The organism is Brevibacillus sp. RS1.1 (assembly GCF_013284365.1).
In the GTDB taxonomy this organism is placed as follows: domain Bacteria; phylum Bacillota; class Bacilli; order Brevibacillales; family Brevibacillaceae; genus Brevibacillus; species Brevibacillus brevis_D.
In genome coordinates this window covers 582,448-595,548 of the sequence record NZ_JABSVA010000003.1, presented here as the reverse complement: position 1 = coordinate 595,548, position 13,101 = coordinate 582,448, and the positions used below count along the sequence as shown (strand labels likewise).

The window sequence follows — 13,101 nt, the reverse complement described above, 5'->3', positions numbered from 1 at the left end:
TCTCCTTGCGAGGGGTTCCGGCCTTTTTGTTCGTTCGTTTACTTGTTTGCATGATTGAGACAACCACTGTTCATCATAGACTGAATAGAAAGCTCGGGGGACGAGGCAGGAATGAAAGGGGGAGGCTGAGTGCTCCGTTTGGTGGTAGGGACGGTCCAAAAAGTTCTGGAAAAGCAAAAAGGGATGCAGCTACTCGAAGTCCGGACAGAATCGGTTGCCGGATTCAAAATGGAGAGAGTGCTGTCTTTTTTGCAGGAGGATTATAAAAGTGGCGATTTACTTTTGATTAATACAACTGCTGTTCGCCTTGAATTGGGGACAGGCGGGTATCACTTTGTCGTAGGAAAGGTCACACAACCAGAGGAAACGGATGTCCTTCCGAATGAGTGGGGGCATGTCATGAAAATGCGCTATTCGCCATGGCAGTTCGCGGTTGATTCGGTAGAAGAACAGGCTAGTCCTTACCACCATTTGTTTCTGCAAGAAGACTTATCCTTGGAAGGTACCCCTGTTTTGATCAGCGAGCTGCACAGTCTTCTACCTGTTGCTGTCCTTGCCTTGCGTAAAAAAAATCCAAATGCCCGTATCGTATATGTGATGCCGGACGGCGCATCTTTGCCGATTGCCTTGAGCCAGCACGTCCATCGATTAAAAGCAATCGGGGGTTTGGATGCGACAGTGACGACTGGTCATGCGTGGGGCGGAGATCGTGAGTCTTTGACGATTCATAGTGGCTTATTGGCAGCACACCATGTAGAGCATGCCGATATCATTATTTGTATGCTTGGACCTGGGGTAGTAGGTACGGGTACATCTTATGGCTTCTCGGGAATTCAGTTAGCTGAGGTCATTCATGCTGTATGCACTCTTGGAGGAACACCCTTTTTTATTCCCAGAATCAGCTTTGGGGACCAACGTCCCAGACATTACGGTGTCAGTCACCATACCATATCGATCATAAACAGATTTGCTCTTTGCCCTGCTCTGGTTACAATCCCGATTTTCGGGGATGAAAGAGATGAAATCCTTTCGCGGCAAATGAAGACAATAGAAGTTGGGGAGAAGCACATTTTCATCAAGGGAAAAGTCCCAGACCTGTCAGAACTGGCATCACTGGAAAAGGGATATGGCTTGTCCTTTTCTACAATGGGGCGGAATTGGCAAGAGGACCCTGCGCCTTTTCAAACGGCATGGATGGCAGCCGATTTTGTAGGAAACAGTCTGGGCTATATCGTCCAAACCGTTAACGACGTCCCGCAGTTGCCCGTCTCAGCAAGTACTCTTGAAGGGTTGCGTCTTTATTTGACCAGGAACGAAGCGCAGCCTTGATCTCCCAAGCTTTCCCTACCATACGCAATTGCTTTTCGCTAACATATGTTTTCATTCATGATCTCCTCCGATACAATAAGGTGGACAAGCTCTATGCTCCCAACTTATGGAGGGAATCGACGATTTAGAACGACTTCACGAAAAAAGGATGATGACGACCGTGAGTAAATATGATCACTTATATGAAAAAACCATTTCGAGTCAACCGATTTATGACGGAAGAATTATCAAGGTCAAGGTAGATGAGGTACTTCTGCCAAATGGCAACACAGCGAAGCGAGAAATCGTGAATCACCAAGGAGCGGTTGCTGTATTGCCGATAACAGATGATAACAAAATGGTTGTGGTTCGACAGTTCCGCAAGCCATTGGAGCGTACGATTGTAGAAATCCCAGCGGGAAAACTGGAGCCAGGGGAAGAGCCGCTCGCATGTGCAATTCGCGAGCTGGAGGAAGAGACAGGCTACGTTGCGAGTCAGTACACACCGCTTAGCTCTTTTTACACATCGCCAGGCTTCGCGGATGAAATATTGCATGTTTTTGTGGCTACTGGTTTGAAAAAAGGAGAAAGCAAGCCGGACGAGGATGAGTTCGTTGATGTGCTGGAAGTAACACTCGAAGAAGCGCATGCTCTGCATCAAAGTGGGGAAATTCGAGATGCCAAGACAGTAGTGGCATTGTTTGCATGGGAAAACAAAATGCTGCGTGAGCGTCGCTAGTACCATGCTTACCTCGTATTTTTGTGACATGCATATTCACATCGGTGGTACGTGGACGGGTAAACCTGTGAAAATAACGGCATCTCGCCAAATGACTCTCACCAAAATTTTGGAGGAGGCCTCAGATAAAAAAGGGATGGATGTCATCGGAATTATCGATGCACATTCGCCGGAGGTTCAGGATGAGCTGGTAGATCTGTTGGAAAAGGGATTAGCGACTGAACAGGAGGATGGAGGAATTTCCTACAAAGATACGTTGTTAATCTTGGGGTGCGAAGTAGAAATCAAAGAGCCAGGACGTGGTGCAGCTCATTTTCTCGTTTATTTGCCGAAGCTGCAAGAAATGAAGCAATTTACCGCATGGCTGTCTGAACACTGCAAAAATGTGCAATTAAGCTCTCAGCGTATTTACACCTCACTAAGGGAATTGCAAGCCTGTGTCCACCAATTGCAGGGCCTTATGATCCCGGCCCATATTTTTACGCCACATAAAGGGATGTACGGAAGTTGTACAGATTCGATGGCCGAAGTGCTTGATCCTTCGCTTGTGTATGCGGTTGAGCTCGGATTGAGCGCCAATACTACTATGGCGGACCGCATATCCGAGCTCCATGACAAAACCTTTCTCACAAACTCAGATGCCCATTCTCTGGCGAAGATAGGCCGGGAATATCAAGCGATGCATATGCAAGAGCGGTCCTTCGTAGAGTGGGTGAAAGCAATTAAGCGCATCGGTGGAAGAGGGGTTCATGTGAATTATGGTCTGCATCCCGAGCTTGGGAAGTATCATCAAACGGCTTGCCAAGGGTGCCAATCCTTACTCGCGGCGGATGCCTCAGGCAAATGTCCGGAATGCGGCTTTCAACGAATTGTGCGAGGGGTTGCAGCGCGCATTGATCAGCTGGCGGATGTAGAGGCTGGCCAGCATCCGACGTTCCGTCCTCCTTATATCGAGCAAATCCCGTTGGAATTCATTCCGGGAGTTGGTCCGAAATTATTGGATAAGCTGTATCGGTCGTTTGGTACACAGATGAACGTGCTGCATCGTGCGACGGAAGAAGAGCTCACCCGTGTTGTCGGCGAGAAAATCGCTTCACTTATCGTACAAGCACGAGAGGGAAAGCTCTCTATTCAAAAGGGCGGAGCCGGTACCTACGGAAAGATCGTCCCGATGTAGGTTGTCGTCATAGGGGAGAACTCGTCCGCATAAGCTGTACAGTAATCAGCCAAGCGGGAGGCGACGAAGCGTGCGTTCACGAGTCGGACAAACTATCCAATCCTATGCGAGAGAGCATCAGTCACTCTACTGGTTCACGATCGTCCTGTTTACGATGGGCATTATTTTCGGAGCCGTCCTCGTCAATTCATTGCCATTATCCCAGAAGCAGGAGCTGTACGGTTTTCTGCAATATTTTTTCAACAGTCTTGGCAGTGATGGCATCCCTGAGACCAGTGCCCATTTTCAGCAGGCGTTTGGTCATTATGCCAAAACCATAGCGATCATGTGGGTGCTGGGATTATCCATTATTGGGTTGCCTATGATTTTGTTGATGCTCTTCTTAAAAGGAGTCGTGGTTGGTTTCACTGTTGGTTTTTTGGTGAGTCAGCTCCAATGGCAAGGGGTAACATTTGCCATGGTGGGTGTTCTCCCGCAAAATTTATTAGTCGTCCCTGCCCTTTTTATTGTAGGTGTCAGCGGCATTTCGTTCTCGCTTCGACTCATACGGACGAGAGTGCTAAGTAAAAGGGATGTTATCATGCCGCATTTTATGGGCTATACCGTTCTTGTTCTTAGCATGCTGGCGGTATTGACGATTGCAGCCTTGTTTGAAACCTTCATCTCCCCAAGGCTGATGCAGCTCGTACTTAATTAAGAATAATTCTCAGGTAAGAACTTATGCATTTGACTTATTCGATGCCCCTCTACTATAATAGGAACAGGTTTCATGCGAGCGGGGAGGGGCATTAATGTTGGAAGAAAAATTAGAGAAAATTAAGCAGCAGTTGCATTCACAAAACTACAAGCTGACACCACAGCGTGAAGCCACTGTTCGCGTGTTGTTGGAGAATGAAGAAGATCATTTGAGTGCGGAAGATGTTTACTTGCTGGTGAAGGATAAAGCACCGGAAATCGGGCTTGCAACCGTATACAGGACATTAGAGCTGTTGAGCGAACTGAAGATCCTTCATAAAATGAATTTTGGCGATGGCGTAGCTCGTTACGATCTTCGTGATGATAATGCTGCCTATCACCATCATCACCTCATTTGCCTTAATTGCGGTACGGTGGATGAAATTTTTGAAGATCTGCTTGTCACAGCAGAAGAAAAAGTCAAGAATGTTTACAACTTTTATATTACCGACCACCGATTGACCTTCTACGGGATCTGCAATCGTTGTGTAGATAAAGTGAACGTGGAGGACTTCAAATAAAGTCGACTTCTCTGGGAACGGAGAAGTTTTTCTTTTTTCCTTGGGAGCTTTTGTAATGGCAGACCTATTCCTGTGGAATCCTAGGAGAGGATCGATTCGAATGGAGTAGGGGACAAGTGCATATAAATGAAAGAAAGTCTGTAAGGAGGCTTACGGATGAAGGTCTCTTATCGCCGCTTGATGGAGGGGCTTCGTTTCTTGCTTTTATTCATTACCTGTACCTTGCTCTCCTATGGCATCATTACATTGCTGGCGGACAAATTTCTCCCGGCAAACCCTTATCATGAACCGCATGGTAACGCGGTGAAGGTAGTAAAAGTGATCAATACCTCTCAGACACAGGATTTTGACGGATATGTCGCACGACTACAGCTCTTTTTTTTAACGGGAGAGTAATGCAGGTTTGAGTTTTTTATCTGGAGAAGCAGGAGTTTCTTTTTCTTTGTGGAAAGCAATACAAGATACTTATCAGCTAGAAGGGGACAGCTTCATGGACAGTCTGATTGATCAGTTTATTCATTTCCTGACTGTGGAGAAAGGGTTATCGAGAAATACCCTGGAATCCTATCAACGGGATATGGTGGCCTTTACCTCGTATTTACAGGAGCAAGGTGTCACTCGCGTAGAGGATTCTACTCGGACGCACATCATTGGGTACTTACTTGTTTTACGGGAAAAAGGACGTGCTACAGCAACGCTTTCTCGCAACATGGCATCGATACGGGCGTTTTATCAGTTTCTCGTTCGGGATAAATACATAGATAAAGATCCATCCATCCATCTGGAAACACCGAAGATCGAGAAACGCTTGCCGAAAGTGCTCTCTGTTGAGGAAGTGGAACGTCTTTTGGAAAGTCCTCCTGTCAATCATCCTGCCGGGCTGCGGGACAAGGCGATGCTTGAGCTCTTATATGCGACAGGCATTCGTGTCTCGGAGTTAGTCAATCTGGAAAGTGCTGATGTGAATCTGGATATGGGCTTTGTCAAATGCTTGGGAAAAGGATCAAAAGAGCGAATCATTCCGTTAGGCTCAGTTGCCATTCAAATGGTTCGCCACTATTTGCAGGCAGGGCGCCCCAAGCTGGTAAAAGGAACTGGCGATTCTGCATTATTTCTGAATCACTTGGGCAAACAAATTACACGGCAAGGTTTTTGGAAAATCATTAAGCGATATGCCCAAAAATCAAACATCCGTGCTGAGATTACACCCCATACGCTTCGCCACTCTTTTGCCACTCATTTATTGGAAAATGGAGCCGATCTGCGCTCTGTTCAAGAGATGCTTGGGCATGCTGATATTTCAACCACCCAGATTTACACACATGTAACCAGAACGCGGATTAAGGATATCTATGCCAAGACACATCCGCGAGCATGAGTATGAAAAAACGATCGACTCCGCCTGATTGTCGGGCGGAGAAAAATTTTCTGAATCAGGTCAGACGTCTGACGACTTGATGATAGAAAATGAATGACTGGTAAACAGGAGGCGTTAAGATGCAGTATTCTCGAGTTTTTCTGATCGTCATGGACAGCGTAGGGATTGGCGAACAACCTGATGCGCCTAAGTTCAATGATGCAGGAGCGAATACCTTAGGTCATATTGCGGAACGAGTTGCAGGATTTTCATTGCCCAACCTGCAAAAATTGGGTTTGGGAAATATAGCACCACTCCAAAACGTTGCACCAGTAGCAGCTCCTATGGCCCATTATGGGAAAATGCAGGAAATCTCCATGGGGAAAGATACGACGACGGGTCATTGGGAAATCATGGGTCTGCATGTGTCTACTCCGTTTAACACGTATCCAGACGGATTTCCCCAAGAGTTGATCTCGGAATTTGAGCAGCGTATCGGTCGCAAGGTGCTCGGGAACAAAGTCGCTTCTGGAACAGACATTCTCGACGAGCTTGGCGAAGAGCATATGAATACGGGTGCAGTGATTGTCTATACATCTGCGGATAGTGTATTCCAGGTGGCAGCACACGAAGAGATCGTTCCACTTGAAGAGCTGTACCATATTTGCGAGGTAGCCCGTGAGTTGACGCTTCGTGATGAATTCGCCGTTACTCGTGTCATCGCGCGTCCATTTGTTGGGCAGCCAGGCAATTTTAGCCGCACAGCAAATCGTCATGATTATTCCGTGAAACCATTTGCTCCGACAGTCATGAATCGTCTGCAAGATGCTGGTCTTGCTTCTATTGCCATTGGCAAAATCAGCGACATCTACGCAGAAGAGGGTGTTACCCAATCTATCCGTACCAAAGATAATATGGATGGTGTAGATCAAATTTTGGGCACGATGAAACAATCGTTTACGGGCCTTTCCTTTGTCAATCTCGTGGACTTCGATGCGAAGTTCGGTCATCGCCGTGATCCAGAAGGGTATGGTCAGGCATTGATGGAGTTCGACGCTCGTATTCCAGAGCTTTTGGAAGCGCTACAAGAAAATGATTTGCTGGTAATCACTGCAGACCATGGTAACGATCCTGTACATCATGGTAGCGACCATACCAGAGAATACGTTCCGCTGCTTGCTTATCACAAGGGTATTCAAGCTGGACAACATTTGGGTATCCGCGAGACATTTGCGGACTTGGGTGCGACCATCGCAGACAATTTTGGAGTAACTGCTCCCGTGATTGGGAAGAGCTTCCTTAATCGTTTATAAAGGTAAAGTAAAAATAAACATTTATATAATAGAAGAAACACAAAAAAGGAGAGAGTTAAATTGGCAAATTTCCATGACGCAGTAGCATATATCGAACCGAAATTGACAGAAAAACCAACCATTGGTCTCGTACTCGGATCAGGACTTGGTGTATTGGCAGATGAAATCGAAAATCCAGTGATCATTCCTTATCATGAAATCCCTGGCTTCACTGTGTCCACCGTTGTCGGCCACAAAGGACAACTCGTGATTGGTAAGCTGCAAGGCAAACAAGTCGTTGCAATGCAAGGTCGTTTCCACTTTTATGAGGGGCATGGTCTGGATGCCGTTGTTTTCCCAATCCGTGTCATGAAGCTGCTCGGCGTAGAGACTATTATGGTGACCAATGCGGCTGGCGGAATTAACGAAGGCTACAATCCAGGCGACCTCATGCTGATTTCCGATCACATCAACATGACGTTCCGCAATCCGTTGATCGGTGCAAATGATGAACAACTGGGAGCGCGTTTCCCGGATATGTCTGAGGCTTATTCCAAACAGCTCCGCAAGCTCGCTCATGAAGTTGCGTCCGAGCAAGGAATCCAGCTTCGTGAAGGTGTATACGCAGGTTTGCTAGGTCCTTCCTACGAAACTCCTGCGGAAATCCGTATGCTTCGCCTGTTGGGCGGGGATGCTGTAGGGATGTCAACTGTACCAGAAGTAATCGTGGCACGACACATGGGTGTGAAGGTGCTCGGTATTTCGTGCATTAGCAACATGGCAGCAGGTATTTTGGAACAGCCTCTGTCCCATGATGAAGTTATGGAAACAACAGAGAAGGTAAAATCTCAATTCTTGGCTCTGGTCAACGGTATCGTAGCCAAACTGTAAGTAACGGATTCGGAGGGATTAACAATGCGTATGGTCGATATGATTGCCAAAAAACGTGATGGCGGAGAACTGACAACAGAAGAGATTCAATTTCTGGTGACAGGCTATACAGATGGAAGTATTCCTGACTACCAAATGTCCGCATGGGCAATGGCAGTCTTTTTCCGTGGCATGACGGCGAGAGAGACGGGAGATCTAACCTTGGCAATGGCAGGGTCAGGCGAACAGCTTGACCTGTCTTCTCTGCAAGGAATTAAGGTAGACAAGCATAGTACAGGCGGAGTAGGGGACAAAACTACTCTTGTTGTTGCGCCACTGGTAGCGGCAGCAGGTATTCCCGTGGCAAAAATGTCTGGAAGAGGCCTTGGATACTCAGGAGGCACCATCGACAAGCTGGAGTCCTTCGCAGGTTTTGAAGTAGAGCGCACACGCGAGCAATTTTTGCAGCAGGTGCGTGATATTGGCGTGTCCGTAATTGGACAGTCTGGCAATCTGACACCTGCCGATAAGAAGCTGTATGCTCTACGTGACGTGACAGCTACTGTAGAGGCTGTGCCGTTGATTGCAAGCTCCATTATGTCCAAGAAGATTGCGGCTGGAGCAGATGCCATCCTGCTTGACGTAAAAGTAGGGAAGGGCGCTTTCATGAAAAGCATTGAAGAGGCAGAGACGTTAGCAAATGCGATGGTTGCAATCGGCAGCCAAGTAGGACGTAAAACGGTGGCGGTTATCAGCGATATGAACCAGCCGCTTGGCTTTGCTGTGGGCAATGCACTGGAAGTGAAAGAAGCGGTGGAGACACTTGCAGGTAGAGGTCCACGCGATTTGACCGAGCTGGTGTTGTCTATTGGTTCCCGTATGCTTGTAATGGGGGGCCTTGTTGGTGATGTGGAAGAAGGACGCAAGAAGCTCGAAGACCTGATGGCTTCCGGAAAGGCAGTAGATAAACTGGCGGAAATGGTAGAAGCTCAAGGCGGCAATAAGCAGGACGTCTATGATTTGTCTCGTCTGCCGCATGCAAAGATCATTCATACCGTTACAGCAGAACAGGACGGCTTTGTAAGTGCGATTGATGCGGAAGCGATCGGTCATGCTTCTGTTGTCCTGGGTGCTGGCAGATTGACAAAAGAGATGCCAATTGACTTGGCAGTAGGTCTAGTTCTGCACAAAAAACGTGGGGATCAGGTGAAGGCTGGAGAAGTTTTGGTCACCATCCATGCCAACGAAGACCAGCTTCTGAAAAATGCGTTGAAAGAAATGGAAGGTGCCTTCCAGATTTCGACAGCAATCGACGGAGAACAACCGTTGATCTATAAAATTATCGAAGCATAGATTGTAGGATATTAGTTGATCAATCAAATAAAACAAGGCGTGCACAGCACATGAGCACGCCTTGTTTTATGAGTAAAAATACAGTTTCTCGAAAAAATATTGTTGATTAAATCTAGTTTTTCATATTCAATAGTAAGATGTAAGTCGTTTTTTTATTATATAAAAAATATTTTACTGTTCGGATTGACTTTATAAAGTTTTATTATTCTACTTGTCAAATTTCGTTGACACCGCTATCATTTCCGATTACTTTTATTGTATTAGACTGTTTGTAAAAGATTGTTGCGAAATTCGTAAAAAAAAGATGGAGGTTCCCAGAAAATCGTATTTATGAAAAAGCTGGACCATGTCGACAGACAGATTCTGCAAATCCTCCATGAAGATGGGCGTATCCCATATACAGAAATCGCCCATCAGTTAGGCGTGAGTGAAGGAACGATTCGATCACGTATCACTCGCCTTTTACAAGACGGAGTCTTCCAATTCGTAATACAACCCGATCCAGAGAAATTAGGATTACATGTGCAGGCTATCATCGGGTTAACCACAAAGCTAGGTTTGCAGAAAGAAGTGGCAGAAAAATTAAGCAAATTTTCTGCAGTACGCTTTGTAGGCGCTTATAGCGGTAAGCACGACTTGATTATCCAAGCGTGTTTCCATAGTAATGATGAGCTGATCACCTTTGTCAATGAACGACTCTCTCAAATTGAAGGAATTGCAGCTGCGGACGTTTCACTGGAACTGAAGCAGTACAAAGACACCTTCTCTTTCGTTCAAGACGACGAGGTGACCCTGCAATGAAAGGGGTTGATGCCTTCCAGCCGAAGTCAAGCAGCTTCGTATAGTTTTCGTTTTTTTTTTCGTCCTTTATTTTCAGAAAAAAGACAATAAAGAAAAACGTACTGGGGGTTATTGCGTTGAAAAAGAATGTGTTTGCACTTGTGAGCTCGATTGCTGTATTAGGAACCGCTCTGGCAGGGTGCGGAGGAGGACAACAAACTGCCGCTCCACCGGCAGGAGGTGCACCAGCACCTTCACAGCCTGCAACACCAGCTGCTGAGAAGAAGCCACAAGTTTTAAAGATGAACCTGCACACCGAGCCACCTACAACTGATCCAGGGCTCGCAGAGGACACGACTTCAGGCGCGATTATCTTGGCAACCTTTGATGGCTTGACCCGCATTGGAACCGATGACAAGCCGCATGAAGCTGCTGCTGAGAGCTATACCGTCTCTGATGATAAGCTCACTTACACATTTAAAATCAGAGAAGCGAAATGGAGCAATGGTGATCCTGTAACAGCACATGACTTTGAGTATGCTTGGAAGCGTGCTCTCGATCCAAAAACAGCTTCCAACTACGCATATCAGCTGTACTACGTGAAGAATGGCGAAAAAGCAAATAAGGGCGAAGCAAAGCTTGATGAAGTAGGCGTGAAGGCACTTGACGATAAAACGCTGGAAGTTAAGCTGGAGAATCCGACTCCATACTTCCTGGAATTACTCGCATTCCGTACTTACTTCCCAGTTAACAAAAAAGTACTGGATGCAAATCCGAAGTGGGCAGGCGAAGCAAGCTCGCACGTCGGTAACGGTCCTTTCAAAATCGAATCTTGGGAGCACAAGAGCAAGATGGTGCTCGTGAAGAACGAAAATTACTGGGATAAAGACAATGTAAAGCTCGAAAAAATCGAATTCTCCATGGTAGAAGACGAAAATACAGAGCTCTCCATGTTCGAAAATGGCGAAATCGATTGGGCTGGCGCACCGATGAGTGCTTTGCCAACAGATGCGATTTCAGCATTGAAAGAGCAAGGCAAGATTCAAACCAATCCAATCGCGGGTACGTATTGGTACAAGTTCAATACCGAAAAGCCGCCATTTAATAACATTAAAGTAAGAAAAGCATTTGCCTACTCGATCGATCGACAAGCCTTGATCGACAACATTCTCCAAACGGGCCAAATCCCGGCAACAGGCGCTGTACCTCCATCCATGGTACTGAATCCAAATGGCTATTTCAAAGACAAGGATCTAGAAAATGCGAAAAAGCTTTTGGAAGAGGGACTGAAAGAGGTTGGCATGAGCAAGTTGCCAGCGATTACCTTATCCTACAATACATCTGAGGCTCACAAGAAGATTGCTGAGGCCATCCAAGACCAATGGAAGAAAAATCTCGGCGTAGATGTGAAACTCGAGAATAAAGAATGGAAGGTCTACCTGGAAGATATGCATGAGGGTAACTTCCAGATTGGACGGATGGGCTGGCTGGGTGACTTCAATGACCCAATCAACTTCTTGGAACTCTTCAAGGATAAAATGGGTGGAAACAACGATACACGTTGGGAAAATGCAAAATATAAAGAGTTGTTGAACCAATCCGCTAAGGAATCCGACCTCGAGAAACGTAAGAAAATTTTGGCAGATGCGGAGCAGATCCTGATGGATGAAATGCCAATCATGCCAATTTACTGGTACACACAATCTTGGGTACAGAAACCAGAGGTCAAAGGTGTTCACCAAACGGGCCTGGGTGACGTGGATTGGAAAGGCGCGTACATCGAGTAATTTCATAACGAAGGAAACGGGATTTGCAGCAGAGGGTATGTGGTTGCACATATGCCCTCTGCTATGCAAGCCCTTCCCATAAATACCAGCTGTCATGATTGCCAGCAAAGAGAAAATAGAGAGAGAAGCTTTATTGCAAGAGATCTAAGGGTTATTTACACAGCCGATTTTTACACTGTGTCGGCAGCGTTCCGCAGTGTAAAGATGGGACGTGAAAGCAATCAAAAATCTACCAAGGGGGTAAGTTAGTTGATCCGTTATCTCGGTAAGCGCATCATTTTTATGCTCATCTCGCTCTTCTTAATTGTAACGGCCACCTTCTTCATCATGAAAGCAGTACCAGGTGGTCCATTTACATCCGAGAAGCAGGTCCCGCCGGAAATTAAGGCAGCACTAGAGGCAAAGTACAAGCTGAACCTGCCGTTGCATGAACAATACTTTGAATATTTAAAAGGTGTAGTAACTTGGGATCTCGGTCCGTCGTTTACGGAGAAATCTTCGAATGTTAACGACATGATTGATCGTGGTTTCCCTGTTTCTGCTCACTTGGGAGCACAAGCTTTATTGCTCGCTATCTTTGGTGGAATTACGTTAGGGGTTATCGCAGCACTAAACCATAATAGATGGCAAGACTATTCTGCAATGGTTATCGCTGTTTTGGGATTATCGGTACCAAGCTTTATTTTGGCGTCCTTTTACCAATACATTTTCGCTATTCAATTGGGCTGGTTTCCAATCGCGAAATGGGAAGGATTCGAGTACACCATCCTTCCTTCATTGGCACTCGCCGCATCACCGATGGCATTTATCGCGCGTTTGACGCGTTCCAATATGATTGAAGTTATGGGTCAAGATTACATCAAAACTGCAAAAGCAAAAGGATTGCACACTGTTGCCATTACAGTAAAACATGCAATTCGTAATGCGCTCTTGCCAGTTGTTACTTACCTGGGTCCACTGATTGCCGGTATTTTGACAGGTGCATTCGTTATTGAACGTATTTTCGGTGTTCCTGGTCTTGGTCGCGAATTCGTATTGTCCATTACAAACCGCGACTATACGGTAATCATGGGTACGACCGTGTTCTACTCTATTATCCTGGTTGTGATGATTCTGATTGTTGACATCGCATACACCTTGGTAGACCCACGGATCAAACTTTCGGACGCAGGAAAGGAGTAA

General features: G+C 46.2%; 13 protein-coding genes. All 13 read left to right on the top strand.

Annotated features, from left to right (window positions below):
• Positions 1-129: 129 nt before the first annotated feature.
• The 13 genes from HP570_RS13245 (at position 130) to HP570_RS13185 (ending at position 13,101) form a co-directional block, all read left to right on the top strand.
• A complete protein-coding gene (locus HP570_RS13245) occupies positions 130-1,329 on the top strand; it encodes a DUF3866 family protein (RefSeq protein ID WP_173626024.1) in 1,200 nt (399 codons plus the stop codon).
• Positions 1,330-1,489: 160 nt separating this feature from the next.
• Positions 1,490-2,047, top strand: coding sequence for an NUDIX domain-containing protein (locus HP570_RS13240; protein WP_012686069.1), 558 nt, complete (start codon positions 1,490-1,492; stop codon positions 2,045-2,047).
• A 4-nt stretch (positions 2,048-2,051) separates the two neighbouring features.
• Positions 2,052-3,224, top strand: a complete 1,173-nt coding sequence (locus tag HP570_RS13235) for an endonuclease Q family protein (protein ID WP_173626153.1) — start codon at positions 2,052-2,054, stop codon at positions 3,222-3,224.
• 70 nt (positions 3,225-3,294) lie between these two features.
• Positions 3,295-3,921, top strand: coding sequence for a stage II sporulation protein M (gene spoIIM, locus HP570_RS13230; protein WP_016739960.1), 627 nt, complete (start codon positions 3,295-3,297; stop codon positions 3,919-3,921).
• A gap of 94 nt (positions 3,922-4,015) precedes the next feature.
• The gene (fur, locus tag HP570_RS13225; RefSeq protein WP_007720739.1) at positions 4,016-4,480 is read left to right on the top strand and encodes a ferric iron uptake transcriptional regulator; all 465 of its coding nucleotides are present in this window, start codon (positions 4,016-4,018) and stop codon (positions 4,478-4,480) included.
• Positions 4,481-4,636: 156 nt separating this feature from the next.
• Positions 4,637-4,876, top strand: coding sequence for a YqzK family protein (locus tag HP570_RS13220; protein WP_012686072.1), 240 nt, complete (start codon positions 4,637-4,639; stop codon positions 4,874-4,876).
• Between the two features lie 94 nt (positions 4,877-4,970).
• The gene (gene xerD, locus HP570_RS13215) at positions 4,971-5,858 is read left to right on the top strand and encodes a site-specific tyrosine recombinase XerD (RefSeq protein ID WP_173626152.1); all 888 of its coding nucleotides are present in this window, start codon (positions 4,971-4,973) and stop codon (positions 5,856-5,858) included.
• 119 nt (positions 5,859-5,977) lie between these two features.
• Positions 5,978-7,150 carry a phosphopentomutase gene (deoB, locus tag HP570_RS13210; RefSeq protein WP_173626023.1) on the top strand — a complete coding sequence of 391 codons (1,173 nt, stop codon included), beginning with the start codon at positions 5,978-5,980 and terminating at the stop codon, positions 7,148-7,150.
• A gap of 60 nt (positions 7,151-7,210) precedes the next feature.
• A complete protein-coding gene (locus HP570_RS13205; protein ID WP_012686075.1) occupies positions 7,211-8,020 on the top strand; it encodes a purine-nucleoside phosphorylase in 810 nt (269 codons plus the stop codon).
• Positions 8,021-8,044: 24 nt separating this feature from the next.
• The gene (locus HP570_RS13200) at positions 8,045-9,352 is read left to right on the top strand and encodes a pyrimidine-nucleoside phosphorylase (protein ID WP_173626022.1); all 1,308 of its coding nucleotides are present in this window, start codon (positions 8,045-8,047) and stop codon (positions 9,350-9,352) included.
• A gap of 330 nt (positions 9,353-9,682) precedes the next feature.
• A complete protein-coding gene (locus HP570_RS13195) occupies positions 9,683-10,153 on the top strand; it encodes an Lrp/AsnC family transcriptional regulator (RefSeq protein ID WP_012686077.1) in 471 nt (156 codons plus the stop codon).
• A 116-nt stretch (positions 10,154-10,269) separates the two neighbouring features.
• Positions 10,270-11,919: a peptide ABC transporter substrate-binding protein gene (locus tag HP570_RS13190; RefSeq protein ID WP_173626021.1), complete on the top strand. Its 1,650-nt coding sequence runs from the start codon at positions 10,270-10,272 to the stop codon at positions 11,917-11,919.
• A 249-nt stretch (positions 11,920-12,168) separates the two neighbouring features.
• Positions 12,169-13,101, top strand: coding sequence for an ABC transporter permease (locus tag HP570_RS13185; protein ID WP_012686079.1), 933 nt, complete (start codon positions 12,169-12,171; stop codon positions 13,099-13,101).

What these genes read in the sequence shown, in the direction of transcription:
- HP570_RS13235 (WP_173626153.1), top strand. Translation starts at nt 2,052, where the DNA reads ATGCTTACCTCGTATTTTTGTGACATGCATATTCACATCGGTGGTACG.
- fur (WP_007720739.1), top strand. Translation starts at nt 4,016, where the DNA reads ATGTTGGAAGAAAAATTAGAGAAAATTAAGCAGCAGTTGCATTCACAA.
- HP570_RS13220 (WP_012686072.1), top strand. Translation starts at nt 4,637, where the DNA reads ATGAAGGTCTCTTATCGCCGCTTGATGGAGGGGCTTCGTTTCTTGCTT.
- xerD (WP_173626152.1), top strand. Translation starts at nt 4,971, where the DNA reads ATGGACAGTCTGATTGATCAGTTTATTCATTTCCTGACTGTGGAGAAA.
- deoB (WP_173626023.1), top strand. Translation starts at nt 5,978, where the DNA reads ATGCAGTATTCTCGAGTTTTTCTGATCGTCATGGACAGCGTAGGGATT.
- HP570_RS13200 (WP_173626022.1), top strand. Translation starts at nt 8,045, where the DNA reads ATGCGTATGGTCGATATGATTGCCAAAAAACGTGATGGCGGAGAACTG.
- HP570_RS13195 (WP_012686077.1), top strand. Translation starts at nt 9,683, where the DNA reads ATGAAAAAGCTGGACCATGTCGACAGACAGATTCTGCAAATCCTCCAT.